32 protein-coding genes are annotated in these 25,604 nt (G+C 43.3%); 26 read left to right on the top strand and 6 right to left on the bottom strand.

Annotated elements, in window-relative coordinates; all coding sequences use genetic code 11:
- Positions 1–11: 11 nt before the first annotated feature.
- The 4 genes from KDW03_RS06360 (at position 12) to KDW03_RS06375 (ending at position 1,729) form a co-directional block, all read left to right on the top strand.
- Positions 12–344: an STAS domain-containing protein gene (locus tag KDW03_RS06360; protein WP_271434257.1), complete on the top strand. Its 333-nt coding sequence runs from the start codon at positions 12–14 to the stop codon at positions 342–344.
- Positions 319–777: a hypothetical protein gene (locus KDW03_RS06365; RefSeq protein WP_271434258.1), complete on the top strand. Its 459-nt coding sequence runs from the start codon at positions 319–321 to the stop codon at positions 775–777. Before KDW03_RS06360 ends, KDW03_RS06365 begins: the two co-directional genes overlap by 26 nt.
- Before the next feature lie 64 nt (positions 778–841).
- The gene (locus KDW03_RS06370) at positions 842–1,483 is read left to right on the top strand and encodes a hypothetical protein (protein WP_271434259.1); all 642 of its coding nucleotides are present in this window, start codon (positions 842–844) and stop codon (positions 1,481–1,483) included.
- A gap of 87 nt (positions 1,484–1,570) precedes the next feature.
- A complete protein-coding gene (locus KDW03_RS06375; protein ID WP_271434260.1) occupies positions 1,571–1,729 on the top strand; it encodes a hypothetical protein in 159 nt (52 codons plus the stop codon).
- Positions 1,730–2,404: 675 nt separating this feature from the next.
- Here the strand turns inward: KDW03_RS06375 and KDW03_RS06380 are convergent.
- Positions 2,405–3,205 (bottom strand): IS1595 family transposase, encoded by an 801-nt coding sequence (locus tag KDW03_RS06380; protein ID WP_271434261.1) that lies wholly within the window; start codon positions 3,203–3,205, stop codon positions 2,405–2,407.
- A gap of 1,116 nt (positions 3,206–4,321) precedes the next feature.
- On the opposite strand from KDW03_RS06380, the gene KDW03_RS06385 reads away from it, so the two are divergent.
- The 12 genes from KDW03_RS06385 to KDW03_RS06440 all read left to right on the top strand — a co-directional run bounded on the left by KDW03_RS06385 (position 4,322) and on the right by KDW03_RS06440 (position 12,002).
- Positions 4,322–4,534 (top strand): hypothetical protein, encoded by a 213-nt coding sequence (locus KDW03_RS06385; protein WP_271434262.1) that lies wholly within the window; start codon positions 4,322–4,324, stop codon positions 4,532–4,534.
- Positions 4,535–4,545: 11 nt separating this feature from the next.
- Positions 4,546–4,914 carry a hypothetical protein gene (locus KDW03_RS06390; RefSeq protein WP_271434263.1) on the top strand — a complete coding sequence of 123 codons (369 nt, stop codon included), beginning with the start codon at positions 4,546–4,548 and terminating at the stop codon, positions 4,912–4,914.
- A 9-nt stretch (positions 4,915–4,923) separates the two neighbouring features.
- Complete coding sequence (locus tag KDW03_RS06395) at positions 4,924–6,084, top strand: SH3 domain-containing protein (RefSeq protein WP_271434264.1); 1,161 nt, start codon at positions 4,924–4,926, stop codon at positions 6,082–6,084.
- Between the two features lie 6 nt (positions 6,085–6,090).
- Positions 6,091–6,279: a hypothetical protein gene (locus tag KDW03_RS06400; RefSeq protein ID WP_271434265.1), complete on the top strand. Its 189-nt coding sequence runs from the start codon at positions 6,091–6,093 to the stop codon at positions 6,277–6,279.
- A gap of 19 nt (positions 6,280–6,298) precedes the next feature.
- Positions 6,299–7,387, top strand: coding sequence for an NADase-type glycan-binding domain-containing protein (locus tag KDW03_RS06405; RefSeq protein ID WP_271434266.1), 1,089 nt, complete (start codon positions 6,299–6,301; stop codon positions 7,385–7,387).
- Positions 7,344–7,760, top strand: a complete 417-nt coding sequence (locus KDW03_RS06410) for a hypothetical protein (protein ID WP_271434267.1) — start codon at positions 7,344–7,346, stop codon at positions 7,758–7,760. Before KDW03_RS06405 ends, KDW03_RS06410 begins: the two co-directional genes overlap by 44 nt.
- 12 nt (positions 7,761–7,772) lie before the next feature.
- Entirely contained in the window at positions 7,773–8,936 is a 1,164-nt protein-coding gene (locus KDW03_RS06415) for an SH3 domain-containing protein (RefSeq protein WP_271434268.1), read from the top strand.
- Between the two features lie 6 nt (positions 8,937–8,942).
- Positions 8,943–9,137, top strand: coding sequence for a hypothetical protein (locus tag KDW03_RS06420; protein WP_271434269.1), 195 nt, complete (start codon positions 8,943–8,945; stop codon positions 9,135–9,137).
- Positions 9,138–9,156: 19 nt separating this feature from the next.
- Positions 9,157–10,245 (top strand): NADase-type glycan-binding domain-containing protein, encoded by a 1,089-nt coding sequence (locus KDW03_RS06425; protein WP_271434270.1) that lies wholly within the window; start codon positions 9,157–9,159, stop codon positions 10,243–10,245.
- 55 nt (positions 10,246–10,300) lie between these two features.
- Positions 10,301–10,858 (top strand): hypothetical protein, encoded by a 558-nt coding sequence (locus KDW03_RS06430; protein WP_271434271.1) that lies wholly within the window; start codon positions 10,301–10,303, stop codon positions 10,856–10,858.
- A 111-nt stretch (positions 10,859–10,969) separates the two neighbouring features.
- Positions 10,970–11,542 carry a hypothetical protein gene (locus KDW03_RS06435; protein WP_271434272.1) on the top strand — a complete coding sequence of 191 codons (573 nt, stop codon included), beginning with the start codon at positions 10,970–10,972 and terminating at the stop codon, positions 11,540–11,542.
- 1 nt (position 11,543) lies between these two features.
- A complete protein-coding gene (locus KDW03_RS06440; RefSeq protein WP_271434273.1) occupies positions 11,544–12,002 on the top strand; it encodes a hypothetical protein in 459 nt (152 codons plus the stop codon).
- Here KDW03_RS06440 and KDW03_RS06445 read toward each other — a convergent pair.
- Complete coding sequence (locus KDW03_RS06445) at positions 11,999–12,313, bottom strand: hypothetical protein (protein WP_271434274.1); 315 nt, start codon at positions 12,311–12,313, stop codon at positions 11,999–12,001. The two genes, KDW03_RS06440 and KDW03_RS06445, sit on opposite strands and share 4 nt — an antisense overlap.
- Positions 12,314–12,574: 261 nt before the next feature.
- On the opposite strand from KDW03_RS06445, the gene KDW03_RS06450 reads away from it, so the two are divergent.
- A complete protein-coding gene (locus tag KDW03_RS06450; protein ID WP_271434275.1) occupies positions 12,575–12,892 on the top strand; it encodes a hypothetical protein in 318 nt (105 codons plus the stop codon).
- A 308-nt stretch (positions 12,893–13,200) separates the two neighbouring features.
- Positions 13,201–14,469, top strand: coding sequence for an IS1634 family transposase (locus KDW03_RS06455; protein ID WP_408648300.1), 1,269 nt, complete (start codon positions 13,201–13,203; stop codon positions 14,467–14,469).
- Between the two features lie 10 nt (positions 14,470–14,479).
- On the opposite strand, the gene KDW03_RS06460 is transcribed toward KDW03_RS06455, so the two are convergent.
- Together KDW03_RS06460 and KDW03_RS06465 are read right to left on the bottom strand one after the other, a co-directional pair.
- Positions 14,480–14,731 (bottom strand): hypothetical protein, encoded by a 252-nt coding sequence (locus tag KDW03_RS06460; protein WP_271434276.1) that lies wholly within the window; start codon positions 14,729–14,731, stop codon positions 14,480–14,482.
- 51 nt (positions 14,732–14,782) lie between these two features.
- A complete protein-coding gene (locus tag KDW03_RS06465; protein ID WP_271434277.1) occupies positions 14,783–14,977 on the bottom strand; it encodes a hypothetical protein in 195 nt (64 codons plus the stop codon).
- 163 nt (positions 14,978–15,140) lie between these two features.
- Between KDW03_RS06465 and fabD the strand changes: the two genes are divergently transcribed.
- From fabD to KDW03_RS06480, 3 genes are read left to right on the top strand one after another with little or no spacing between them, the layout of a single operon-like run.
- A complete protein-coding gene (gene fabD / locus KDW03_RS06470) occupies positions 15,141–16,040 on the top strand; it encodes an ACP S-malonyltransferase (protein WP_271434278.1) in 900 nt (299 codons plus the stop codon).
- Positions 16,041–16,064: 24 nt separating this feature from the next.
- Entirely contained in the window at positions 16,065–16,538 is a 474-nt protein-coding gene (gene fabZ, locus KDW03_RS06475) for a 3-hydroxyacyl-ACP dehydratase FabZ (RefSeq protein WP_271434279.1), read from the top strand.
- A gap of 60 nt (positions 16,539–16,598) precedes the next feature.
- Complete coding sequence (locus KDW03_RS06480) at positions 16,599–17,420, top strand: MBL fold metallo-hydrolase (RefSeq protein ID WP_271434280.1); 822 nt, start codon at positions 16,599–16,601, stop codon at positions 17,418–17,420.
- Between the two features lie 3 nt (positions 17,421–17,423).
- Here the strand turns inward: KDW03_RS06480 and KDW03_RS06485 are convergent, their stop codons facing one another.
- Positions 17,424–18,929 (bottom strand): carboxypeptidase M32, encoded by a 1,506-nt coding sequence (locus KDW03_RS06485; protein WP_271434281.1) that lies wholly within the window; start codon positions 18,927–18,929, stop codon positions 17,424–17,426.
- 357 nt (positions 18,930–19,286) lie between these two features.
- Here KDW03_RS06485 and KDW03_RS06490 point away from each other — a divergent pair, with 357 nt between their 5' ends.
- The 3 genes from KDW03_RS06490 to KDW03_RS06500 all read left to right on the top strand — a co-directional run bounded on the left by KDW03_RS06490 (position 19,287) and on the right by KDW03_RS06500 (position 21,573).
- A complete protein-coding gene (locus tag KDW03_RS06490) occupies positions 19,287–19,625 on the top strand; it encodes a rod-binding protein (RefSeq protein WP_271434282.1) in 339 nt (112 codons plus the stop codon).
- Positions 19,626–19,759: 134 nt separating this feature from the next.
- Positions 19,760–20,407 carry an FAD-dependent thymidylate synthase gene (gene thyX, locus KDW03_RS06495; protein ID WP_271434283.1) on the top strand — a complete coding sequence of 216 codons (648 nt, stop codon included), beginning with the start codon at positions 19,760–19,762 and terminating at the stop codon, positions 20,405–20,407.
- A complete protein-coding gene (locus tag KDW03_RS06500; RefSeq protein WP_271434284.1) occupies positions 20,404–21,573 on the top strand; it encodes a pyridoxal phosphate-dependent aminotransferase in 1,170 nt (389 codons plus the stop codon). Before thyX ends, KDW03_RS06500 begins: the two co-directional genes overlap by 4 nt.
- Here KDW03_RS06500 and KDW03_RS06505 read toward each other — a convergent pair.
- Positions 21,568–23,079 carry a YifB family Mg chelatase-like AAA ATPase gene (locus KDW03_RS06505; protein WP_271434285.1) on the bottom strand — a complete coding sequence of 504 codons (1,512 nt, stop codon included), beginning with the start codon at positions 23,077–23,079 and terminating at the stop codon, positions 21,568–21,570. The two genes, KDW03_RS06500 and KDW03_RS06505, sit on opposite strands and share 6 nt — an antisense overlap.
- A gap of 316 nt (positions 23,080–23,395) precedes the next feature.
- Here KDW03_RS06505 and KDW03_RS06510 point away from each other — a divergent pair, with 316 nt between their 5' ends.
- The gene (locus tag KDW03_RS06510; protein ID WP_271434286.1) at positions 23,396–23,941 is read left to right on the top strand and encodes a flagellar basal body-associated FliL family protein; all 546 of its coding nucleotides are present in this window, start codon (positions 23,396–23,398) and stop codon (positions 23,939–23,941) included.
- 20 nt (positions 23,942–23,961) lie between these two features.
- Complete coding sequence (fliM, locus tag KDW03_RS06515) at positions 23,962–25,029, top strand: flagellar motor switch protein FliM (protein WP_271434287.1); 1,068 nt, start codon at positions 23,962–23,964, stop codon at positions 25,027–25,029.
- Positions 25,030–25,604: the final 575 nt, after the last annotated feature.

Below are 25,604 nucleotides of genomic sequence, written 5' to 3' on the forward strand. Positions count from 1 at the left end.
GGAGGCTTAATGTGGTTTCTGCAGAACCTGCAGGAAAGGGGATGGTTTTTTCTATCGTGGGGAATCTGGATGTTTTGGATTCCCAGTCTCTGGAGGAGATGGCGTCTTCTGCTTTTCAGGCAGGATGTTCTTTTTTTGTATTTGATTTAAGTCAGGTGACGTATATGCATTCGAGCGGAGCGAGTTCGCTTTTGGCTATTCAAAAGTTAGCTCAACCGAAGGGTGTACGTATGGTTTTGGTTTCTTGTCATCCCAATGTTAAGAGAACTCTTCAGATTATTGGACTGGATGGTTTGTTTGAAATGAGGGACAGCCTTGATGAGGCACTCGCCTCTCTTTCGTAAGGTTATGGATAAGCGATTCTGGATGGCGTTTGTTGGTTTTGTTGTATTTGTTGGCGGCGGTGGAGGGTATTTTTTTTCTCAGTGGCTGAAGAGAAAAAGAATGCTGCGTCAGGTGATGTCTCTTCCAAAAAGGGAACGAAAGCTCTGGTATAGACTCCGTATGCGGCGGTACGAAATTGTGGCGTATCAACCCGTTGAAGAGATGAGTATTCTTACTCCCGGGGAAACTCTCGATGTGAAGCTGCGAGTAGAATGGTTGGTTCGATGGCAGGGAGAAACGTGGGCGGTTATACGGAAGCCTCTTTCGTGGGGAACGCGAGAGTGTTTGCAATCTTTTTTTCCAGCAGTTATGCTTTATGATGTGGCGGGAGTCCTGTGGTACGAAGAGGAGAGTGGCATGATACTTCCCTGGCAAATAAAAAGTTCCCGTTAGTTTGAAAGTTGATATTCTGGCAAAATGGGTGTATAATAACGTATAAAAAGACGAGGAGGGGAATATGCGTAAATACGGGCTTTTTTTGTTCGTATTTGTTTCGATTGGTTTTGGTGTGGACAAGGCATTTGTGGTGAAGTTTCATAAAAATCTTGTTGAAGCGCTTCCTCCAGCGTTCGAGGCAGAACTCCAGGGGGGACCGATTGAGAAGAAACTGGGTACTATACCCAAAGATATGGTAAAACCAGGAGAGAAGACACGTGTTATTATTCGTTATCAAAGGGGAAAGGGGATGCAGCTTGAGGTGCGAGGACTTACAGAGGATGGCACAGAGTTGTATGGGGATATTTTCCAGCCCTATGTGCGTGTCTTTACTCTTGGGCCGCTTCTTTTGAGTGTGCCGAGTGAAAAGGCATGGGAGAATTATACGCTTACCACTCTGGCCGAGGATGAAAAAAGTGTTATACTTTCTCTCTCTCCGAAAAACACGGCCAACGAGTATATTCTTTTTATTGACAAAACGACGATGAGGCTGCAAAGGCTTGATTTTAAAGGGAGTGGTTTTTTGACATCAACGATTATCAAGTTTACACAAAAAGGCGAGTACTGGTTTCCCGAGGTATTCCTTAACAAGACGATCATGGAGGATGGAACTGAGACGCTTCCCGACAGGTACAAGCTCGTGAATGTGCGGGTTTTGAAGTAAAGTTTTGAGAAAATTCACGTCTCTCGTGTTTGATAGACTAAACCTACGGAGATCAAGGATGGAAAAAGGTAAAAAAAGAAAGTGCCGATGAGTTTAGGTTTGTATACTACCAAAGTTTGTTTTTACATTGATCTTGAAAGGGATGAAAAAGAAACAACAAAAAGAATAAAGAATCTTCGTCTTCAAAAAGAAAATGAAGAATACTCATGGAATTATGGAAAGATTTCTATGGTTTTAGTTCTATAAAGTATTTTTTAGTTTTTACCATAAATGGCTATAAAGGCACAAAGTACAACGACCCTTCTGTATATGTGAGATCGGATTTTTGTCGGGGGAAGAGAAAAAGGGTCTGTAGGGGCCTGAAGGCTTTTTCTTTTTGCTTTTAAAGGGGAATTTTTTGAAGGGGAATTTTTGGTTTGAGCTTTTGTGGGTGGAGAGAAGAATCTCCCACTCCATACTCTTTTCGCTTTGTGAGTGACTTGTATATCGTGCGCGGAGAGTGGGAGCTATTTCCTTTTTGCAGTTTCCGGCCAGCTTTTTCACTATAACAAGGGAAGAGCTAAAAAAACAGTTTTTAGCTGTAAGAAGGTAAGATCAAATGTCTTTTCACTCAAGAGTGTGGAAGAGAAACTCAAGTTAAACGTTTAACGCGAGATTTGCCAAAATTGCTCTTACCTTATCGCAGGAAAGCCGTCACCATACTATGGGGTATAAGGTGCTAAAAACTGCAACAAGGTAATAGCATATGTTTTTTCATCTTTTACCTCACGAAAAAAACGTTTTCACCATGAATTTTCGAGTTTTTCCTGTCCTTTTCTTTCAAAAGGATGAAAAAAATTCAAAAAAACAAAATGAAACAAAAACTTTTAGTTTTCTATTTGACAGACGCAGGAAATGTGTTGAGAAAGAAAAAACGAAAACCTACGCCCAGATGGGAAGAATAAGCCCTTCAGCAACAAGCTTTTTCCACGGGAGAAGCTGGCGACGTTTGCCAAGCCTTCTTAAAAGCTCTTCAAGCCTGGAAGAAACCCCCTCGATGTTAAACCGAAAACAGAATTCATCAAGATAGCGCTGCATGTGCTTTCGACAACCATAGTGATAGACGTCTTCAAGAAGGTTTTTCAACCCATCGTTAAGGTGGGAAAGCCACGGCGTTCTTTTTTCTACGGGCGTGTGGCGGAAAAGCTTGCCAAAAAAGTCTGAAAGCCAATCGCTACTCACATCATCCACAAGATGAATGTGAAGTTTAGAAGGGGTATCATCCGCATCAATTTCGACAACCTGCATGGGAGAAAAGTTTTTTCTTTGGCGGCGTTTGATGCCGGAGAGAAAGAAAAAGGTTTTGACAAGCTTTCGGAGGGATTTCGTGTGATGGCGAGTGGTAAGCCGCATAAGGCTTCGTAGCTTCTGAAGAAGAAGCCAGCTTGCCTTGTAGCTAATATGAAGAAGTTTCGAGAGTTTGACGGCGTTTATGCCACCATCCTGGCAGACAAGAAACATGGCAGAAAGCCAGATTTTTGGCGAGAGGTGACTTTTTCGCATGATGGACTGGCTTTTTAAGGAAAATTGTCTGCCACACTTGGGACACTGATACACGAGCCGGCACGAGAGAAGGTGAGCCTTTGCCTTACACCGTGGGCAAATAGGTCCCTCTGGCCAGAGGGCTTTTTCGAGGATCTGGTAGGCCCCGTTTTCTGAGAGTGTGAAAAAATCCTTTTCCATGGTTTTCTCCTTAGAGAAATTTTTTCATACTATATATATCGAAAATTTTTTGTTATAGTTGTTAAAAAAGATGTTTTATATATTTTAAAAGTAAGATCGATGGGGAGATTTTGGGGGTTGAGAAAAATGCTCTTACCTTGTTGCAGTGTGAACGCAGAGTATAAAACTGTGATACGGGAAGAGCTTGTCCCTTGGTTGCCACTGTAACAGGGAAAGAGCTTTTATGTCCCTCGCATTAACTGTACTATGGTAAGAGCTAAAATTGTTTTCAGACTGCGAAAAGGTAATAGCTCATGGGCATTTCGTTTCCGCTGGAAAAAGGGAAGAGCTTTTATGTTTTACGCTTTCACTGCAATATGGGAATAGCTGCCAGGTTTCCAGACTGCAACACGGTAATAGCAAGTGTTCTCACTGCGATAAGGGAATAGCTCATATACCCTCTCCTTTTCCCTGCAATAAGGGAAGAGCTTTTGTCTCCCGAGTCCATACTGCAATAAGGGAAGAGCAAGTTTTTTTCCTGTGATAAGGAAATAGCTTTTGTATTTTGATTCTCATTGCAAAAGGTAATAGCTAAAGTTTTCTCCTTAACAAGGAAAAACGAGCGACCCTTACTGTGACATGGTAATAGCCCCTCCGTTTTTTCTCACCGCGGAAGGGTAATAGCAACTGTCTATCTCACACCAGTATTCAACCTTTTTTCACTTATAAGGAAACAACATACTTTCACGTAGATTATTTTTGAGGAATGTCGCGGCATAGTTTCGATTTTTTAAACCTGTTATCCTCACAAAGTAATCCAGTATCTCCTTTTTCTCCTTTTTGCTGGTTTTTTGATACTCTGCTTCGACAAGCTCAGCATATCATTTCGCCGTTTCCCTGTAAATAGGTCTCCTTTCAAACATCGCCAACCCAATTCCGGTTGGCGAGCTTGTCGAGCCATGAACTGGATTATTTTACACAAATTTAAAGTACTTTTTTATTTTGAAGCAACGTTCCTTTTCAGTACAAAAATTTTAAAGCAATTCGGCCCATTGACAAAAATTTCAACTGGTGGTATAATACGTTCGAGAAAGTCATAAGACAAAGCTACAATATAAAAAAAACGAGGAGGTCTCTATGAAGTGGAAAGAGTATGAAGAAGCACTGAAGCGTGGTGTGAGAAAGTTTGCAGTAGCTGGAGGTGTGGTGTATGGGCTTATGGTAAGACCACGAGGGAGTAAAGAGTGGGAAAAGACGCCGTATTTTAAAGACTTTAGTGGGACATTTCTGGAGGGTGTTATGCATGACGTAGGTTGGATGGGGATGGTTCTGGATAGAAGTAGTCAGTGAGGAGCGTGAATGTGGATAGTATTCAGGTATCAAGCCTGTGGAGGAATAGCACCACAAGCCCACATGGGTCGGGAAGAGGAATAGATATAGTAGCTGCGACAAGGGGTGATGTGACGGTGAGGTTTAATAACACTCCGGCATATGCCAATCAGTATGATCAAAATACTGAATTTATAGAAGAAGTTTATACCGCTTTCTATAATGACCCAAGAGTATCGCAAGTGTTGAATCCTTCAAGAATGCTTAGCAGAGACCCTAATAATTATTACGATGAACCAAATATCTGGAATCAACCTAAGCCACAAAAAGTGAATTCAAAATTCTACCGACTGATGATTGCACATAACAATCACCTTCATATTACTATATGGAGGCAATAGGAGGATAAAATGAAATATTTTATTATATTGATAATGATAATATTAAATATACAGAAAGTTTATTCAGAACCGAGTGAATTACAATTTTTTGGAACCAATGGTGCTATAGTAATAACTGAGGGAGCAATATTGTATAAAGAACCAAATATAGATTCAGGTTTAATTGAAATCTTACCCTTTCTTCAGGGAGTAGCTATTATTACAAAGACCAATATCAATTATTCAGGAACAAATCAGATATGGTATTATGTTGACTCAGGTATGCAAAATCAAAAGGAAAAGCCAAAGGTAATATCCAATAGAGTTATTCCACCTACTTTAAAAGGCTGGGTTCAGAGGGAGGATCTTGCGGGATGGGGAGATTTTAAACCAGTAAAAAAGATACAGGAAATGTTTATTACCTGCCATGAAGTAGATGGTCCGCCTGTCTATTATCGTATTTACTCGAACGGAACATATAAAATTAGAACAGAAGAAAAATTTTATTACAGTGAACTAGTAAGAATTCACTTAACGGGCAACATTTATAGATATAGAAATGTGATACTATTAACGGGAAAAACAGGAGAGGTGGCAAATTTATTTTACTATGATGATGAAGAACAATTAAAAGGTGGTAGCACTTGGGAAACTGAAGTCCTCACAGACAAATCCAAATTCCCCAAATGGGCACAATCGGATAAAGCGCCTGTACTTGAAACATACTACATTCTCACCGGCGACAATGTAAACGTACGTACCAAAGCATCTACAAACTCAGCTGTACTATTCAAGCTAAAGAAGGGTACAAGGGTAAAATTTCTGGAGAGGACGGAGATTACAATCATTGGAGACAGGACAGGCTATTGGGTATATATAGACACGGGCGTAAAGGATAAGGAGGGTAATACCATAAAGGGCTGGGTACTAGATTTATATTTAAGTCCTGAAATATATTACATTCTCACCGGCGACAATGTAAACGTGCGTTCCGAAGCTTCTACAAACTCGGCTGTATTGCTAAAGCTAAAGAAGGGCGCAAGGGTAAAGCTACTCGAACGGTCGGACGTTACTTTTACGATTGGGGACAGGACGGGTAATTGGGTATACATAGACACAGGCGTTAAGGATAAGAAGGGTAATACTATTAAAGGCTGGATGGTGGATATCTATCTGGATGAGGAGGAGTAGCAAGCGATGGTCTCTCATAACTCCCAGTGGAACTGGTCCCATGGCTGTCAGACCATTTACAGGGACGACTTTGAAGAATTCGCCGAGCTGTTTGGTGGGGAGAAAAAAGAAGAAAAGCAAGGTAAGACGACAATTACAAGATGGGAATTTAAAGAATATGGTGTCAGAGGGAAGACCATTATACTTACCCAGTAAAAAGAAAGGAGGGACTCTTATGAAACAGTGGTGGATAGCATTATTGTATAGTTTAGCTGTGCTCATGTATGCTACAGATTTAAAGCTTAGAATTGAGCCATATGCTTCTTCTTTTTTACCAGGTGATCCCCAACCCTACTGGGTGTATAATCTCTTTGATGGGAGAATTGATACCTGTTGGGCAGAGGGGGTAAAGGGGGACGGAAGTGGAACCAATGGTTCATGGGGGGAAGAGGGGGTAGGAGAATTTGTAGGAACAGATCTTTCCTTACTTACGAATGATAGAGGTCCAGTTTCAATTGATATGGTAAGAATATATAATGGCTATGGAAAAAATTCCAATGTTTTTGAGGCAAACCGAAAGATAAAAAGAATGGGAATTAGAGTTTATTGTTATAAAAAAGAAGGAGAAGAAGTTGAAGAAAAGATATATTACAAGGGAAAAGAAGTTAAAAAGATAGATACGTCGGTGGAGTTATCTCCTGGCTGGAATGAGATATACCTCGAGAAACAGGGCTTACCTACCCAGTTGGTAAGTATCGAATTTTACATTAACTCCACCTACCCCGGGACACGCTACGATGATACCTGCATAAGTGAGATAGAGTTTTTCTACCAGGGACAAAAGTACGAGATAGTGAACTTAGAGGAAATAAAAAAGAATACTATTAAAATTTTTCGAGAAGACATTTTATCCCACATTCCTACCGATGAATTGCCCCATTTTATTTGGTATGATCCCAGCAGTCGGTTTGCCGGGAGTCTCAAGAAGATGGGGATCACCCATGATGTGCATATCATTGAGTTTGATAGGAGGGATGGGGGGATCTATGTCTACCGCAAGACAAGAAACGACTACAGTGGGGAGGATTTCACGATACGAGATCCCAAAACAGGCAGAGTAAAGATGAATAGAGCGGTAGCGAACAGGATAGGTGACTGGAAGCTTTCAGAGTTTTCTGAACTCATGGTGAAGCCTCTGGGGGGGAAACAGTGGGAGAAAACGACCGATTTCAGGCACTTTTCTGGTACCTTTCTGGAGGGTATTGAGTATGATGAGGAGGATGGGATGGACGAGATACTGGAAATGGGTCATCCAGGGCATTGATGATGGTGAAGGTAGTGAGATGATAAAGAGAGACCTCACAGCAGCAACACGAGGAAACGTTACGGTGAGGTTTAATAATACCAACGGAGAGCCGACAGAGGAGCAAAAAGCTCTCCGAGATGAGATATATGAGGCTTTTGTGGCCGACTCAAGGGTCAGCCAGGCACTGGATCCGTGGCAGCTAGAGAGTAAAGAACCAGGAAGAGAGTATAACTATGCTAATGAGTGGAGCACAGTGAAAAATACTTATTTAGATCCCCTAAATATCCCTTTGGAAAATTTTGATAGAAATCCAAATCCAGAATTGGTGGGAGGAAAAAGAAATCAAAATATGCTTCTCCATCGACATCATTTACATATTACTGTATTTTAGGAGGGGGAAATTATGAGGAAACAGTATATTATTCTATTAATTTTTCTCTTAGAGATATATTTCCTAGCTGGCAGCTGGGCATTGACAACAAAGCCCTTGAAAACGAAAAGCGGCGAGGTTTATGTAATAGAAGATGCTCCTTTATTTGAGGGACCTCTAACAAACTCAAAAGCAATCTGGGAGGTGCCATGTTTTAGAATAGTAAAGATACTTAGTAATGTTGGAGATGAATGGTTTTATGTTGATACCTACTATCCAATTCCTTACGAAGTAAGAAAAACTGAAAAACCCACGGAGTTTCCTACTTACCGGGGATGGTTAAGGCGAAAAAATCTTGCCGGAGATATAGATTTTAAAAGAATTAAACAATTCCCTTCTCTTTTTATGAAGGTCTCCGAAGCAGAAGAAGGATATTCTCTAAGAACATATAGTAATGGGCTTTTTCTTTATGTGCAAACAACTTTGAGATTGGGAAAAGAAACGCTCTCATGGAGTAAACAAGGATATATATACCAATGTGTGTTAAACCCCTCTCTTTTTCTTTTTGAAGGAATAGAAGCCTTTATTTTCTCTGAGGAAGGGATTGAAATACTTTCTCCTTTTGTTTGTGGGGTAGAGGTTTTTACGAATATACCAAATTTTCCTGCCTGGGCAAGAGATGAAATTCCTCCTTTGTTGGTTGACCAAACAAAAGGGGAAAATATAAATGTTCGAGAGAATCCTTCTACGAATGCCCCTGTGCTAGCCAAACTCAACAAAGAAAGAAAAGTAACAATCTTAGACTGGGCGGAAGAAGTGATAGAGATTGGGGATAAGCAAGGAACATGGGTATATGTGGATACAGGTATAGTGGATAATAACAAAAAACCCATAAGGGGATGGATTTTTGATGCTTATTTAAGCTACAAACAGCCCGATATGTCCCATTACTTTGAATATTACTTTATTCTTGACACTGAAAATGTCAACCTCAGAGCAAAACCCTCTACGAACTCTCAGGTTTTACTCAGGCTGAGAAAGGGGGCGAAGGTAAAAGTTCTGGAATGGTCGGATAAAACTCTCACAATTGGCGATAGATCAGGTTCATGGGTCTACGTCGACACAGGGATAAAGGACAAAAGTGGAAACACCATCAAGGGCTGGATAGTGGATATCTATCTGGATGAGGAGGAGTAGCAAGCGATGGTCTCTCATAACTTCCAGTGGAACTGGTCTCACGGCTGTCAGACCATTTACTTCCCCGACTTTGAAGAATTCGCCGAGCTGTTTGGGGCGGAGAAGCATACTGGAAAAGACCCCAAGGGGGAGGAGATAATAATAAGATGGAAATTTAAAGAATATGGTGTCAGAGGGAAGAGCTTTATAGTTACCCAGTAAAAAGAAAGGAGGAACCTTTATGAAACAGTGGTGGATAGGAATATTGTATTGTTTAGTAGTAGGGATGTATGCTACAGAGTTAAAGGTTAAAATTGGCACTGGCGCTTCTTCTTTTTTACCAGGTGATCCCCAACCCTACTGGGTGTATAACCTCTTTGATGGGAGAATTGATACCTGTTGGGCAGAGGGGGTAAAGGGGGATGGAAGTGGAACCAATGGTTTATGGTGGGAAGAGGGAGTAGGGGAAGTGGTAGCTGTTGGCTTTTACCCTATTCCCAATGAGGACGATCCTACTCCTGTTGATATGGTAAGGATATATAATGGCTATGGAAAAAATTCCAATGTTTTTGAGGCAAACCGAAAGATAAAAAGAATGGGAATTGAAGTTACAGTTTATAAAAAAGAGGGAGAAGAAGTTGAAGAAAAGATATATTACAGAGGAAAAGAAGTTAAAGATATAGAGACATCGGTGGAGTTATCTCCCGGCTGGAATGAGATCTATTTAGAGAAATATGGCTTACCCACCCAGCTCTTAAGGATAGTCTTTTACATTAACTCCACCTACCCCGGGACACGCTACGATGATACCTGCATAAGTGAGATAGAGTTTTTCTACCAGGGACAAAAGTACGAGATAGTGAACTTAGAGGAAATAAAAAAGAATACTATTAAAATTTTTCGAGAAGACATTTTATCCCACATTCCTACCGACGAATTGCCCCATTTTATCTCTTATGATCCCAGCAGTCGGTTTGCCGGGAGTCTCAAGAAGATGGGGATTACCCATGATGTGCATATCATTGAGTTTGATAGGAGGGATGGGGGGATCTATGTCTACCGCAAGACAAGAAAAGACTACAGTGGGGAGGATTTCACGATACGGGACCCCAAAACAGGCAAAAAGAAGATGAATAGAGAGGTAGCAAACAAGATCGGGGAATGGAAGCTTTCAGAGTTTTCTGAACTCATGGTGAAGCCTCTGGGGGGGAAACAGTGGGAGAAAACGACCGATTTCAGGCACTTTTCTGGTACCTTTCTGGAGGGTATTGAGTATGATGAGGAGGATGGGATGGACGAGATACTGGAAATGGGTCATCCAGGGCATTGATGATGAGGCACAAAAAGAGATAAGACCATAAAATATATAAAAAATGGAGGAAAAGATGAAGAGATGTATCGCATGGGTAAGTATGGTGTTGTTTGTGTTGGTGACGATGGGGTGTAAGGAGAGCCTGACACGGGAGACCTTTTTGAAACAAGAGGCTGGTGGTCTCTGGGGCTACATTTATGGGACGCGTGAGCTTATCAGGGAGAACACATCGTTTAACCTGATGATGAATCTCCAGATTGTTCCGCTTTCGGAAAACGGCGAAAAGCCTTTTTCAATTGGAGCAACCTCATCGACGAAGGGATACTATTTCTATCGGGTGAAACCAGGGACGTACGCTATCGATGAATGGGGTGTGAGTGGTGGAGATAGCGGGGCTCGTTCCTATCCGGTTGGTTATAAGTTTGAGGTAAAGGAGAACACGATCACCTATCTTGGCTATGTCCGATTTCATCAGAGTGGTTATACCAAGGATGATTCTTACTGGATAACCTACGACATCGTTTCGACTGACACGATGAAAGAGGATCTGGATATGTTGTATCGGGATATTCCCGAGGCAAAGGATCTCAAGGTGGTAAACGCAGCCTGGAAGTTTAAACTCGAAGATTAGGTATCATTTCCCTCTCCCGGGAGATTAAGCCGGGAGAGGGAGAAAATTTTAGAAAAGGATGGGGAAATGAAGAAAGGGGTTTGGGTATTGTGTTTTTTAGTAGTAGGTTGTGTGGCAAGGACTGCTGTGATAGTTCCAGAGCAGCGAGGGAGATTAGGCTTTAGCCATTATGCCATTCGAACCGTATTGGGAACTCAGAGAGGTCCTGTGGATTGGGAGAGGGCTGGAGAAGAGGCATTTGGAGTGGCAACCATTGGTATTGGGGCTGTAAAAGGCACGAAGGTAGTTTCGGGTGGGAAGTCTATTACGAGGGTAGTTAAAGCCGCATCGACGGAGGGTAAAAAAGATTTCCTTAAGCTTGTAGAAATGAACATTAAGAATAATGAAAAAACTGTTATAGGGCACTGGGATAGTATAACGGGCGGATATATTGCTAAAGCGAAGAAAATGAATGCAAGTTATTTTGATTTAGGGGATGTCTGGAATAGCTTAACTGTGGCTGAACGAAAAGCAGCAAATCAATACTTTTTGGATATTATAGCTAATAATGGGGATGATATATACCTTTCTGTACCAAAAAGCCATATCAAAGCTGATAGTTGGCTCCAGTGGGAAATTCAAACACTAACTGAAACAAAGGGATATCGATGGGTTAATCAATGGATGTTAAGGAAGGAGAAATAATATGAAAGATAATATTTTTGATTTATTTATAAGTAGGGAATGTAATTTCTTAATTACAGAATATGGTTTTAAGTTGATTGGTATCCAACACTCCCATTCTTTTGGCAATGCTGTAGCAACGTTTGAATCTGATTTATTAATTCTGCGAATTGTAAAGGATAGAGAACAATATTCGTTTGAGTTTATGGGTAAACTTGATAAGAAAAACGATTGGTACGATTTGGATATTATCTTGCTCGCTATTGAAGGAGCAACAAAATATCCAAGTGAAAAAAGAAAGGTCAATATTGAGGATTTATATGATCCAGCAAAACAAATACAAAAAGCCAGAAAAAACATCGCTATTCTGAGAACTAAAATGTCAGAGATTATTAACTTATTCAAAGAAGATAAAATTGAAGAATCTATAGACAAAATGAATAAGTTAAGGAATCAAAGAGCAAAGATTTTATTTGGCTAAACTAACTTCCTCCTGAAAAACTTGTGGTACAGTTTGGTCAATTTGTTCAAGCAGTGACCACGAATGAATACCTTGTGGATAAGACGCAGAGGATGATTAATAAATTCAGCACCGGTATCAGAATCAATTCCCCGTAACTCAAAAGGAAGTCTTCTTTGGACTTTTTCTATGGCTTCTCTTACCCATTTTGAAGCTTTGTTTTTGATTGCCACAAGTTCTGTCCAACCGCTCCAAACATCCACCATATTTAATGTTTGAGCAAAGTCTCCCCGGCTATTTCCTTCCTCATGGGCTACCAGATCAATCTCCATGAACCTAGGGCAATTTTCATCCCACTCTGCCCACGTGCGTATAGCTATTTGTTGCTTTAATAGCGTTCCAGGCTTTGTGCCTTTTCGTCCTTTTATCTCAACCCAACTTGCAACATTTTACCCCAAAAATCCTCCAATTTGGGTTATCTTAAGCTCCTAACCCCTTGATTTTTATGAATATCGTTTCTGGAAATTAGTATGTAGTCCCTAAATAATAGTTTCTACTTGACATTACTGCCACTCTTATGCTATACTCTACACATGTTCGTTAAACCTATATCCATACCTAACAGAAAGACTGGTAAACGGTATACCTACTACCGCCTCTGTGAGAGTTATCGCCTCGGTAATACTGTAAGACATAGAAATATTCTCAACCTTGGTAAGCTCGAAGAACTTCCTGATAGATCAGACCATAAAGTTCTTGCTGACAGGATTGAACAGATTGTTTACAAGAGGCCTTCCCTTTTTGTTTCACAGATACCCCAAAAGATAGAAAACCTTGCTCAGCATTATGCCATATTACCAGTATTATCATACAGAGGGGATGACTGGATAACCAAAGGAATCCCTTTGTAAGCACAGAGGCAGCAGATGAGGGTCTCATGACTATCAGGAGGTAGATGTAACAGTCTTGAGCATAATGATGCTCGTGAGGTTGGTGCTGAGTGGTTATGCAGGCAGGCACTTGAGGAGTTAGGGTTATCGAGATATCTGGGTGAATTGGGGTGGGAGGAGAGATGGATTAAGATGGCGATGATATACATAACTGCCCGTGCGGTATTTCCTGCTTCTGAGCACAAGACAGAGGAATGGCTGAAGGAAAACAGTGGGTTAAGTGAACTTTATGGGTAGAGCCTGGCGCAAGCAGGCACCATCTTTACAAAGTGAGCCGAAAGCTTTATCAAGCCAAAGAGGAGATAGATCGATGGATGGCCAGACGCACTGGGGAGTTATTTACACCGCAAGACAAGATAATACTCTATGATCTAACGAATCTCTATTTTGAGGGGGAGAAGAGGGATAGTGAGAAGGCGAGGTTTGGTCGGAGCAAAGAGAGGCGTAATGATGCAAAGCTTATGGCATTGGGATTGGTGACAGACACGATGGGTTTCATCCGATACAGCCATATCTATGAAGGAAACATCAGGGACAGTAAGACTTTGAAGAAGACTATTAAAGACATGGAGGAGCGATATCCTTCGGAGGGTCACTGTCCTGTGATAGTAATAGATGCAGGGATAGCCACTGAGGAGAATCTCAGGATGTTACGGGAGCAAAAGAGGGACTATGTATGTGTATCCCTTGCGAAGATGAAAGACCGTCATATAGCTGAGATAGAGGAGAAGGGCAGAAGGCTTACAGACAGGAGAGGCAATGAGATTTTTGCCCAATGGGTAGAAGTTGAAGGATATGAAGACAGGTTTTTGTATATAAAGAGCAAGGGGAAGGCGCTCAAAGAGCAGAGCATGGAAGAGGAACTCTCAAAGAGGTATGAAGAGGGGCTGGAGTCTATCAAGCGGGGGATAGAGAGGAAGGGAGGGATAAAGAGGATAGAGAAGGTATATGAGAGGCTTGGGAGGTTAAAAGAGAGATACCCCTCGGTGAACCGTCTGTACGAGGTGAAGATAAAGGAGAAGGATGGGATAGCGACGGAGATTAAGTGGAAGAGGGTGGAAGGAGTGAAGGTGCCTGGGGCATACTTTATCCGCACCACCCTCAAGGGGGAAGATGAAGAGACGATATGGAAGATATACAACACATTGAGGGAGATAGAGGGAACATTCAGGGTATTGAAGAGTGATCTGAAGATGAGACCAGTGTTTCATCAAAAAGACATCTATTCAGAGGCACACATCTATGGGAGTATCCTTGCGTATATGGTTGTAAACACCATAAGGCAAAAGCTCAAGGCGAAGGGGATAAGAGATGATTGGAGTAATATAGTCAGGAGGATGAACACGCAGAAGCTTATTACCAGGGAGATGAAGACGAGGACAGGGAGGACGATTTACATAAAGAAATGCAGTAAACCCATCGTTCGTGTAAGGGAGATATATCATGCCCTGAACTATAAGGAATGTCCCTTCTTTCAGAAAAAATCCGTGTTACCTAAAAGGGAAAATCGAAAAGATGAAAGCCTTGATACATCTTAGTTTTAGAGCATTAGGTTGCAAGTTGGGTTAAACGTTTGCCACACATGTAGTTTTCAATTTCCCAGACCTTTTTTAGAAGTTTTAGTTCCTCTTCGCCGAATTTTTTCTTTCTGCCAGGTCTTTTGCCCTTCTTGGCTATATCGGCTTTAAGGTAATTTTTCTTGCCTACATAGATGGTTTTTCCGTGCTGCCTCAAGAGCCTGGCGGCATAGTTTCGGTTTTTTAAACCTGTTATCCTCACAAAGTAATCCAGTATCTCCATTTTTTCCTTTTTGCTGGCTTTTTGATACTCTGCTTCGACAAGCTCAGCATATCATTTCGCCGTTTCCCTGTCAATAGGTCTTTTTTCAGACCTCGTTAACCCAATTCCTGTTGGCGAGCCTGTCGAGCCACGGTTGGCGAGCTTGTCGAGCCACGGTTGGCGAGCTTGTCGAGCCACGGTTGGCGAGCTTGTCGAGCCACGGTTGGCGAGCTTGTCGAGCCACGGTTGGCGAGCTTGTCGAGCCATGAACTGGATTATTTTACACAAATTTAAAGTACTTTTTTATTTTGAAGCAACGTTCCCTTTTCGAGTACTTTTATTATGAAGCAATTCGAAAATTTGACAGAAACCTCTCTTTCCGTTAAGATAATACACCTTAAAAGAATAAGCCAAGCAGAGGAGGTGCATGATGCTGGCTTTTGTTTTCCCTGGCCAGGGTTCTCAAAAGGTCGGAATGGGTAAAGATCTCATTGAGAAGTTTGGCTTTGCGCGGGAAATGTATGCGAAAGCAGATGAGGTTTTGGGTTTTTCTCTTTCCAGGCTTTCTTTTGAGGGACCTGAAGAGGAATTGACACGGACAGAAAATGCTCAGGTGGCAATTCTCACCTATAGTGTTATCGCCTATCAAGCGCTCATCCAAAAGGGTGTACGCCCTGATGTTGTGGCTGGCCATTCTCTCGGAGAGTTTTCTGCGCTGGTGGCTGCTGGGATGCTTTCCTTTGAGGATGCTCTCAAGCTGGTTCGTCGACGTGGGGAACTCATGGCGAGTGCAGATCCTGAAAAAAGGGGAGGGATGGCGGCAGTTTTAGGACTTTCCGCAGATATTGTTGAGGCTGTGTGTGCTGAGGTTTCAAAAGAGTTCTATGTCGAGCCTGTGAATTATAATGCCCCTGATCAGGTGGTCATCTCCGGGCTTAAAGAGGGTATTGCCAAGGCAGAACCCCTTCTTAAAGAGAAAGGAGCCAAACGGGTAATTGTACTCAATGTGAGTGGGGCTTTTCATTCCAAACTGATGGCTGATCCTGCCGAAGAGTTTAAAAAGGTTTTGGAAGCAACTCCGTTTTCTTCTCCGTCATGTCGGATAATTTCAAACGTGACTGCCAGAGAAGAGGATGAAAAAAACATCCGGGAGATGCTTTATCGCCAGATCCAGAGTCCGGTTCGATGGGTAGAGAGCGTGAAGTATATGGAGAGTCTGGGAGTAACCGAGGTAGTGGAGGTTGGTCTGGGAAGTGTTCTTGCGGGTCTTGTCAAAAAAATCTCTCCAAATCTTGCTGTGAAAAGCTGGGAACAATTTTTTGTATCATAAGATTTGAGGAATATGGAGGTAGATATGTCCAAAAATTACTATGACATTCATGACATTATGAAACTTTTGCCCCATCGCTATCCTTTTCTTCTTGTTGATAGGGTGATGGAGGTTACCGAGAAAGGTGGCTGGGGATACAAGAATGTGACGATGAATGATGAGTTTTTCCTCGGGCATTTCCCCGGTCAACCCATCATGCCAGGTGTTCTCATCATTGAGGGTATGGCACAGTGTGCAGGTTTTATTGGACTCACGCTTCTCAAGCAAGAAGCCGATAAAAAGGGAGAAGTTTATAAGGACAAGCTGATTCTTTTTATGGGTGTGAATAATGCTAAGTTTCGTAAACCTGTCCTTCCTGGCGATCGTCTGGAGTATCATGTTGAGATCATCAAGTTTGGTGGACGTATCGGTAAATTTCAGGGCTATGCCAAGGTAGATGGTGAGTTGGTGGCTGAAGCAGAAATGATGGCCATGATTACCGATCGGGAACAGCAATAAGAATTCGAAGAAGAGATTTTTGCCCGCTTCCAAGGCGGGCAATTTTTTTAGGGGACTTTTATGATTACAGAAAATCCGATGGAATTGATAGTTTTGGTAGAAAATACCACCTTTATCTCCTCTCTCTGTGCCCGCCATGGGCTTGCTCTTCTCCTTCATCACAAAGGGGGATGGGTACTTTTTGATACGGGGTCAGATCAAACCATCGTAGAGAATATGCAGTCTTTATCTCTTCCTCTTCACGAAGTGAGTCATGTGGTGATCAGTCACGGACACTACGATCATGCTGGGGGACTGGAGAGTGTCTTTTCGCATGCCTCGCTTCAGGGTATTTATGCCCATCCAGACGCTCTTATCCCCAAATATCGCCAGGACGGGAGTTTTATCGGGATGCGTCTTTCGCCGGGAATGCAGAAACTCTTCACACCGATTACGACGGTGACAGAAATCCTTCCCTCCGTGTGGGTTATTCCTGATATCCGTGTTGTTCATGCTGATGATTTACATACGGATGGCCTCTTTGTTCAGAAAGATACAACAAGGGAAATCGATAATTTTGAGGACGAGGTTTGTGTTGTTTTAGAACACGCTGACTCTCTTACTGTCTACACCGGTTGTGCCCATCGTGGTATTACCAATACGATTGAAACCGTTCTTGCGCGTTTCTCGAAACCTATAGACCTTGTTATTGGAGGATTTCATCTGAGGCATACCGCTTTTGAGATTCGTCAGGAAATCATCAAAAGGCTTTCCTCGTATCCTGTGGCGAAATTCATGGTTTGTCACTGTACGGGACTGGATGCCTACAGTGAGATGAAAGCCCTCATGGGTGATCGGGTTTCGTACGCCTCAACAGGGACACGTATTCATCTTGCTTTCTAACATTTAGAGAGGGAGAGAGATCCCGTAGACGCTTTCATAACGTTGCTTGAGATAAGAGGCGAAGTATACCACATTGAGCGGTTCACCGCTAATACGCTCACACAGGGTTTGTGCGTCGTATCGGCGGCCATGCTGGTGAATATTTGTTCTCATCCACTCAAGGATGGGCTGGAATTCCCCCTTTCTCACCAGCGAGGGAATGTCGAGGGTTTTTCCCATCACCGCGTACCACTGAGAGGCGTACAGATTTCCCAAAAGGTACGTAGGGAAATATCCAAAGGAACCGTGAGACCAATGGACGTCCTGGAGGATACCTTCACGAGCGTTCTGGGGTGTGATACCCAGGTAGGAGGTGTAGAGACTATTCCATACCTCGGGAGCCTCAGAGAGGGTAATCTCGCCGGCGAAAAGCTTTTTTTCTATTTCATAGCGGATGATAATATGAAGCCCATAGGTAACCTCATCCGCTTCTGTACGGATAAAAGACGGCTTTACCTCGTTTACCGCTCGAAAAACCTCTTCGACAGTGACATCGTCAAGAAAGCCATTATACGTTCTTTTCATTTCTGGCCAGAGCCAGGTGAGAAATTCCATGCTTCTTCCGATCTGGTTTTCCCAGAAACGGGATTGGGATTCATGAATGCCGAGGCTTATAGCCTGGGCAAGGGGGGTATCTTCCCACTGTGGGAGAAAACCCTGTTCGTAGAGACCATGACCGGCCTCATGAAGGACACTATAAAGAGAACCCAGGGGATCATTTTCGCTATAACGGGTTGTGAGACGGACATCATCCAGGGCTATTGTAGTGGAGAAGGGGTGGGGAGAAACATCTAAACGGCCTCTTTGGGTATCAAAACCTATTCTTGGGAGAATCCAGGTGCAGAGCAATTGTTGCTTCTCTATAGGGTAATTTCTGGAAAGAAAATCTTTGCGAGGAGGGGTGCTTTTTTCTTGAATGGTGTGAAGTACTTTTTGAATAACCTTGAGTGCCTCTATAGCGAGAGGATCAAAATCTTTTTGCGTGAGGCCTTCCTCATGAAGATCCAGAAAGGCATCGTAGGCGTTCTCTCTTTCATACCCGAGAGCAGCGGCCTTCTCCAGTGACAGGTCAAAGATTTTTTGAAGTGCGGGTTGAAAAAGAGAGAAATCTGATTGAGAACGTGCTTCCTGCCAGGCCTGGAATGCTTCAGAGACAGCCGTTGCCAGGGCAGTTGCAAGCTCGAGGGGGATTTTCACTTCTTTTTCTCTGTCTTTTTTGAAGATTTCAAGGATCCTCTTGTGATCACTTGAGAGATCGGGAATGGTCTCTCTCTGAGTAAACACCTCATCCCACCAGGGATCGCATATTCTCTTGTGCCATTCGCCTACCAAAAAGCTGATCTGTTCACTGCGGGATTTGGTTGCCGCAGGAGGCATGTAGGTTTCCTGATCCCATGAGAGCAGGGCTAAAATCTTTTCCAGATGGGCGATTTCCTTGAGTTTTGTCTGAATAGTCTGCCAGCTTATCATATGTACTCCTTGGGATTATAAAATACGAGATTTTCTATTATACGACGTAGAGGATAAAAAAGCAATTTCCCGGGGGATAGGGAAGGGCATCCCGATGACCAAAAGATAGTTGGTAAGAGGATTTTTCAGGCAAGGGGGAGGGACTTTTTTGTCTGATGGTGATGCTACAAAAAATCTCTAGGCAGGGGATCTTTTCTTTTTGCAGTTTGCTGTTGATTTTGTGGTATTTTTCTTCTTTTCTGAAATAAGGTGCCACCACACGGTTATCATTTCTCCTGGAAGGGGAGAAGATGCCTCTCCAAGTATCTTTTCTTGAGTTTTTATTTTTTTTGTCGATAGAGAGAAGGGAGGCTAGTTATGATGATGCAGGGAAGTGAAAGAGTTTTTCAGGTGAGTACTGAACGAGAACTCTCTGATCTTCATGTCCTGAAATCGCGTGCCCAAAAAGCAGATGAGAAGCGTATGCGTGAGGTGGCGGCGGAGTTTGAGTCTCTTTTTGTCCAGGAGCTTTTCAAGTCGATGCGGCGCACCATTCCAAAGAGTGACTACCTCAATGGCGGTTTAAGACAGGATATCTTTGAGGACATGCTTTACCAGGAGTATGCCCGAAAGATCTCGCATAGTGGTGGTCTTGGTCTGGGGGACATGGTGTATAGGTATCTTCTCTCCACACAGAAAGAAAAACCCCTCGAGTAAAAAGCTTATCTTGGCGGGGAATTTCCCATCTCTTACCTTATTTTTGAGTTTTTTCTTTTTCAGAGTTTGTCTAAAAAATAGCAAAAAAATTTTTTCTCTCCTATACTATAGTATCTTTGACAATGAGGTTGGATATGAGGATTACGCTTTTGCAGTATACACCGGATCCGGAAAAACTGATCGAGTACAGTGCTCGTGTTTGCTATCTTTCCCACGAAAAGATCACCCCGACGTCTCATGAGAAATTTCTCCCGGGTTTACTGAAAAATGGGCACCTTTCGGTTTTTGAGCATGCTTCGGCGAGTTTTTTTATTGAAGGTATTAGTCGGGCGTGCAGTCATCAACTGGTACGACATCGGCTTGCCAGCTTTTCCCAGCAGTCCCAACGGTATGTAGAGGAATCGGGCTTTGCCTATGTTACTCCTCCGGAGATAGCCTCTTCCCCCGAATCGAAAAAAATCTACGAAGAAACTATGTCCAGTATTCGGCAGGCCTATCAAAAACTTGTTGCTCTTGGTATCAAGCGAGAAGACGCACGTTTTCTTCTCCCCAATGCTACAGAAACCACGTTGAGTATGTCGGCAAATTTTCGTGAGTGGCTTCATGTGATCGATATGCGTGTAAGTCCTCATGCCCAGTGGGAAATCCGGGAGCTTCTCACGCTGATATGGAAAGAGCTCTACGCTATTGCTCCTGTTGTTTTTGGACTTACCTATTTTGAAAACTGGAGTAAAGATTATGAGTATAAACGGGAGGTTTTCTCCCGACATATTCAGGCATGAGGCTTTCGAAGAGGCTTTTCTGGGAAGCTCGCGACAATAGCTGGGCAGAGGCAAGTCTTGGAACAAACGTTCTCTATGATCTCACTATTTCAAACCCGACAAAGGCCTTTGATCTCTCAGCCTACACTTCTTTTGTGCTTGAGGCTCTTTGTCAGGCTGAAGCCCTCTCTTATGAGCCCTCTCCCCTCGGTCATCCTCGGACGCGGGAGTTTCTTGCCAATCATCTTCCCTTTTCTTCGAAACCGTCGGCTCATCAGATCCTTTTGACTACGAGCACCAGTGAGGCGTATAGTTTTCTTTTTAAGCTTCTCTGTGATCCCGGGGATGAGGTACTTGTGCCTGTCCCAAGTTATCCCCTCTTTGAGTATCTGGCAAGACTTGACAATGTTCATATTGTACCCTATCGACTGGAATATCTCCATGGCAAGGGATACGAGGTAGACTTTGGTTTGCTTGAAAGGCGTATCACCTCTCGAACAAAAGCTCTTGTTGCCGTTCATCCAAATAATCCAACAGGGACAGGTTTCTTTTACAGGGATATCGAACGTATCGTAGAGCTTGCTCAGCGTTGTGATTTTGCGCTCATTGTGGATGAGGTTTTTTCAGATTTTTGGATAGAGAAACCGGATGACGTTCCCTTTTCATGGTGGGAAATACCTTCGACGGTTCCCCTTTTTGTTCTTGGAGGGCTTTCGAAATCTCTTCTTATGCCACAGATGAAGCTTGCCTGGACAGTTTTTCGTGCGCCGGATGAAGAGAGCGAGAGGCTTCTTCGGGCAATGGAACTCCTTGGTGATACCTACCTCTCACCCTCTACGCCCATCCAGCTTGCTCTTCCTCAGTGGTGGAAAATTCGTGGCGAACTTCAACATCTTGTGAGCCAGAGGATTCAGGAGAATCTCTCTTTTCTGAGAGCTTTTTTGCCCGACTATACCCGTCTTCTCACGTATCATGGGGGATGGTCTGCGGTTATTGAGTTCCCTGCAGTGGTGAGCGAAGAGAGGCTTATCCATGAGGCACTTTTTGCCGGGGTGAGGATATTCCCGGGGTATTTTTTTGATTTTGAACGAGAAGGATACTTGGTGACAAGTCTCCTCACCCCTTCTGAGAACCTCATGAAAGGAATGGAAAGCATTCTCTCTCTTCTCAAGCATCACCTCTCATGATAACACCCAGAGTCTGTCAAGAACACGATACTGAAGAGCTTCGGCTACATGCTTTTCTTCGATGGCAGGTTTGGCTTCAAGGTCAGCAATCGTTCTGGCTACCTTGAGTATACGGTCATAGACACGGACACTGAGCATAAACTTTTCCGCTACCATCGCGAGAAACCTTTCCGTTGCAGGAGAAAGAGAACAAAACTCCTCGATATGGATATGGTGCATTTGAGCGTTGTGGTATATACCGAGATTCTGAAAACGCTTTCTCTGGATATTGCGTGCCTCAGTGACCCTCTGTCGTATCGTTTCTGAAGATTCTTCAAATGTCTTTCGCTGGATCTCCTGGAGAGGTGGCCTTGAAACTTGAATCTGGAGATCGATACGGTCGAGAAATGGACCTGAAAGCCTCTGGAGAATTTGCTGCATTTCCCTTGGTTCCCAGGTATCGATGTCACTATGAGTGCGAGAAGGGTTCATCGCTGCCACAAGCATGAAATTTGCGGGGAAAACAACTGACCCTTCTGCTCGGCAAACGGTAATACGCTTCTCCTCCATCGGTTGCCGCAGGGCTTGAAGCACATTTGACCGAAAGAGGGGAAGTTCATCCAGAAATAACACCCCATGGTGAGCAAGACTCACCTCTCCCGGCTTAATCCAGCGATTCCCGCCGCCGGTAATGGAGACATCCGAAGCGGTATGGTGAGGTGCACGAAAGGGCCGACTTTCAATAATCGGGCATTTATCATCAAGAAGCCCGGCCACACTATACACCATGCTGGTTTCTACTGCCTCCTCGTAGCTCATGGGGGGAAGAATTCCGCCCAGGGCTCTCGCAAGCATTGTTTTTCCTGTTCCGGGGGGACCCACCATGAGGATATGGTGCCCCCCGGCGGCGGCAATCTCAAGAGCCCTTTTGGCAAGCTTCTGTCCTTTGATATGAGACATGTCCGTTTCCACGCGGTTTAAAGAGCCGGGAGAGGGGCTTCTTGATCGGGAGGAGGGACGAATACCCTTACTTATGTACGCATACGCCTCGGTAAGGGTTTCCACACCGATGATCTCAATCTGCTCTACCGCGAGCATTTCTGAGACATTGTGTGCCGGACAGAGGATCTTTTTAAAGCCCATTTCCCTGGCTCTCCAGGCAATGGGAAGCGCCCCGGGTATAGGTCGAAGTCTTCCGTCTAATGCAAGTTCCCCTACAACCATGAGGGAACTCAGATCATCAGGAACGTCTTCCCGGGAGAGAATGGCCAGAGCAATCGGCAAGTCAAAAAGGGTGCCCATCTTTTTTATTCCAGCTGGCGCAAGGTTTACGATAATCCTTTGCCCTGGAAAGTGAAATCCTGAGTTCTGGATCGCGACTTCAATACGCCTTACTGACTCTTTTACTGCCTGTCCGGCCATTCCTACGATTTCAAATTCCTTTACCTTGGGCTGAATATCCACCTCAATATCAATGGGGATGGCATCTAACCCAAGAAGCGACATACTCTGTACCCGAACAATCATTGTTCTCCTCCTTTGTTGTTTTCTTACTCTTTATATTTTATATCGAAAAAAAATTGTTATATTTGTTTTGTTTATGTTATATAAAAAAAACAAAAGAATTTTTAAAAACGCTATCTTTTTGAAAAATAAAAACTTATAGAAAGAAAAATTTTCAGAAAATATTTTTGCGTTTTTTGAAAGATTGAGAAAAACGCGTCTTACTACTTGCTTTTTCTTTTGTTTTTTCCTAAAATAGAGGGGAATATTTTAGCATTTCTTATCTTAAGCCGATAGTATTAAGAGAGGCTTTTTGCCTGAACTATCCAAGGAGGAACATATGGGCGAAAACGAAGATATCAACCTCACTGATGAGCCGGAGACACCGGAAGAGGCGGCGGTTGAAGCGCGAGGTTTTTCGCTAGGGAAGCTTATAGAGTGGATCCTGTCAAATATGATTACCGTGGTGGTAGCGGTGGTTCTTTCTGTGGTGGTTTCTTTTTTCATCATGAATTCGATTATTTCAAAGAAAAGTGAGGACGTGTACAAAACGGTAAAGATTACCCCAAAACCTGCTCCTCTTGCTATCTTTATGCTTGATGACTTTCGCATCAATACGGCGGATATTGATGAACCTCGATTCGTTCGTGTCAAGATCAACCTGGCGTATAATCAGGGTAATAAACAGATCCAGAATGAGCTGGTCGAACGCAAGGTTCAGATTCGTGATGTGGTGCTCCGGATCTTAAATCGCAAAGAGAAGCGCGATATTGATACGGTCGAAGGCAAGGAACGTCTCAAAGAGGAGATTAAAAAGGAGATAAATAACATTCTCATCAATGGAGAGATTGAGGATGTATATTTTGATGAGTTTGTGATCTCGTAACAAGAAGGAGAGGTAGAGGGATGACAGAGATTCTATCTCAAGATGAAATTGACGCACTTTTGACAGCTGTATCCAGTGGTGAGTCTGTACCGGCGGATATAGGAGGAATAGGTGGTGGGGGTGTTGCGACATCTTCTGCATCAACCCCTGTGAAGCGTGATAAAAAGCGCTTGAAGGTTTACGATTTCCGTCGACCTGATAAATTCTCCAAGGATCAGATCCGTACCCTGCAGATGATGCACGAAACCTTTGCGCGTCTCACGACCACCTCTCTTTCGGCGCAGTTGCGTACGCTGGTTCATGTTCATGTGGTTTCCGTGGATCAGCTGACGTACGAAGAATTTACCCGTTCTATTCCCTCTCCCACGACCATGGGTATTGTCAATATGGATCCCCTGAAAGGGAATGCCGTGATTGAGCTTGATCCAAGTATTACCTTTGCTATTATCGATCGTCTGTTTGGAGGTAAGGGCGAGTCTCTCAAAACCAATCGAGAACTTACCGATATTGAACTGTCAGTTATCGAAGGAATCCTGGTTCGTGTGCTGGGAAACCTCCGTGAATCCTGGGCGAATGTGATTGATTTGAGACCACGACTTGGAAACATTGAAACCAACCCGCAGTTTGCCCAGGTTGTTCCTCCGAATAGCATGGTGGTGCTCACGACTTTTGATACCAAAGTCGGAGACGTTGAGGGAATGATGAATTTTTGTATCCCTTATATCACTATAGAGCCTATTATTTCCAAGCTCTCTGCTCAGTACTGGTATTCAAGTATCCGAAAGGGTATCTCTACGGAAAACCTTTCCCTTCTAAAGGAACAACTTGGAGAAGTCGAGGTTGAGGTTATCGCAAAACTTGGTGCGACGGAGCTGAAATTTGGAGAGATTGCTGCTATTCGCGAGGGTGATATCATACGACTGGATGAGACCATTAAGCAGGATGCAGAGGTGATTATTGGATCTGGACCAAAATTCTTAGGAAAACCTGGTGTTTCCGGAAACAGAAGGGCTATCCAGATTCGAGAGGTTCTGACTACTATTACCGAAGAAGTGTTGCAGGATATTTTGCTGGGGAGTGAGGATTAAGTTTTCTTCGGAAATACCGATACAATTACAAATAAGAGAGGAGGTTCTTTATGGGCGACGGAACATTGTCCCAAGATGAAATTGATGCGCTCTTACAAGGCACAGATGAACTGATGACGGAGAGTCTTGGGAATGCCTCCACAAATTTTGGGGTTTCTGCGGCAGCTGCAGGATCAGTTGAAAGTCTCTCCGAGATGGATAAAAATCTTCTTGGTGAGCTTATACGTGAGATAGGCAATAGTCAGGCCAATGCGCTTTCTGCTCTTACCGGGATCAATACAGCTTTTGGTTCTCCTTTTATAGATGTTGGGGCTCTTGAGAACCTCAAAAAAGATATCAAAGGGAGAGTGGTCCAGGCCAAGGTTTCTATTACCGGTGGTATAGCGGGAGAATGGGTGTATGTTGTTCCTGAAAAAAGTGTGTTGACTATTACCAACATTTTGATCGGACAGGAGAACAATACGGAAATTACCGATCTGGTAACCAATACCTTTGGTGAGGTGATTACGCAGATCACGGGAGCCATGATCACGGTACTTTCTGAAAAGCTGAACAAGCCTATTACCCCGGGATTT

This window comes from Thermospira aquatica, assembly GCF_023525255.1.
Lineage (GTDB): Bacteria > Spirochaetota > Brevinematia > Brevinematales > Thermospiraceae > Thermospira > Thermospira aquatica.

Bases quoted from the DNA above. Each gene is read 5' to 3' on its own strand.
- KDW03_RS06415 (WP_271434268.1), top strand. From the start codon at position 7,773: ATGAGGAAACAGTATATTATTCTATTAATTTTTCTCTTAGAGATATAT.
- KDW03_RS06485 (WP_271434281.1), bottom strand. From the start codon at position 18,929: ATGATAAGCTGGCAGACTATTCAGACAAAACTCAAGGAAATCGCCCAT.
- KDW03_RS06450 (WP_271434275.1), top strand. From the start codon at position 12,575: ATGTTCGTTAAACCTATATCCATACCTAACAGAAAGACTGGTAAACGG.
- KDW03_RS06380 (WP_271434261.1), bottom strand. From the start codon at position 3,205: ATGGAAAAGGATTTTTTCACACTCTCAGAAAACGGGGCCTACCAGATC.
- fliM (WP_271434287.1), top strand. From the start codon at position 23,962: ATGACAGAGATTCTATCTCAAGATGAAATTGACGCACTTTTGACAGCT.
- KDW03_RS06510 (WP_271434286.1), top strand. From the start codon at position 23,396: ATGGGCGAAAACGAAGATATCAACCTCACTGATGAGCCGGAGACACCG.
- KDW03_RS06405 (WP_271434266.1), top strand. From the start codon at position 6,299: ATGAAACAGTGGTGGATAGCATTATTGTATAGTTTAGCTGTGCTCATG.
- fabD (WP_271434278.1), top strand. From the start codon at position 15,141: ATGCTGGCTTTTGTTTTCCCTGGCCAGGGTTCTCAAAAGGTCGGAATG.
- KDW03_RS06410 (WP_271434267.1), top strand. From the start codon at position 7,344: ATGGGATGGACGAGATACTGGAAATGGGTCATCCAGGGCATTGATGAT.
- KDW03_RS06425 (WP_271434270.1), top strand. From the start codon at position 9,157: ATGAAACAGTGGTGGATAGGAATATTGTATTGTTTAGTAGTAGGGATG.
- fabZ (WP_271434279.1), top strand. From the start codon at position 16,065: ATGTCCAAAAATTACTATGACATTCATGACATTATGAAACTTTTGCCC.
- KDW03_RS06440 (WP_271434273.1), top strand. From the start codon at position 11,544: ATGAAAGATAATATTTTTGATTTATTTATAAGTAGGGAATGTAATTTC.
- KDW03_RS06385 (WP_271434262.1), top strand. From the start codon at position 4,322: ATGAAGTGGAAAGAGTATGAAGAAGCACTGAAGCGTGGTGTGAGAAAG.
- KDW03_RS06480 (WP_271434280.1), top strand. From the start codon at position 16,599: ATGATTACAGAAAATCCGATGGAATTGATAGTTTTGGTAGAAAATACC.
- KDW03_RS06400 (WP_271434265.1), top strand. From the start codon at position 6,091: ATGGTCTCTCATAACTCCCAGTGGAACTGGTCCCATGGCTGTCAGACC.
- KDW03_RS06420 (WP_271434269.1), top strand. From the start codon at position 8,943: ATGGTCTCTCATAACTTCCAGTGGAACTGGTCTCACGGCTGTCAGACC.
- KDW03_RS06490 (WP_271434282.1), top strand. From the start codon at position 19,287: ATGATGATGCAGGGAAGTGAAAGAGTTTTTCAGGTGAGTACTGAACGA.
- KDW03_RS06460 (WP_271434276.1), bottom strand. From the start codon at position 14,731: ATGGAGATACTGGATTACTTTGTGAGGATAACAGGTTTAAAAAACCGA.
- KDW03_RS06365 (WP_271434258.1), top strand. From the start codon at position 319: ATGAGGCACTCGCCTCTCTTTCGTAAGGTTATGGATAAGCGATTCTGG.
- KDW03_RS06465 (WP_271434277.1), bottom strand. From the start codon at position 14,977: ATGGCTCGACAAGCTCGCCAACCGTGGCTCGACAAGCTCGCCAACCGT.
- KDW03_RS06370 (WP_271434259.1), top strand. From the start codon at position 842: ATGCGTAAATACGGGCTTTTTTTGTTCGTATTTGTTTCGATTGGTTTT.
- thyX (WP_271434283.1), top strand. From the start codon at position 19,760: ATGAGGATTACGCTTTTGCAGTATACACCGGATCCGGAAAAACTGATC.
- KDW03_RS06500 (WP_271434284.1), top strand. From the start codon at position 20,404: ATGAGGCTTTCGAAGAGGCTTTTCTGGGAAGCTCGCGACAATAGCTGG.
- KDW03_RS06395 (WP_271434264.1), top strand. From the start codon at position 4,924: ATGAAATATTTTATTATATTGATAATGATAATATTAAATATACAGAAA.
- KDW03_RS06430 (WP_271434271.1), top strand. From the start codon at position 10,301: ATGAAGAGATGTATCGCATGGGTAAGTATGGTGTTGTTTGTGTTGGTG.
- KDW03_RS06445 (WP_271434274.1), bottom strand. From the start codon at position 12,313: ATGGAGATTGATCTGGTAGCCCATGAGGAAGGAAATAGCCGGGGAGAC.
- KDW03_RS06375 (WP_271434260.1), top strand. From the start codon at position 1,571: ATGAGTTTAGGTTTGTATACTACCAAAGTTTGTTTTTACATTGATCTT.
- KDW03_RS06505 (WP_271434285.1), bottom strand. From the start codon at position 23,079: ATGATTGTTCGGGTACAGAGTATGTCGCTTCTTGGGTTAGATGCCATC.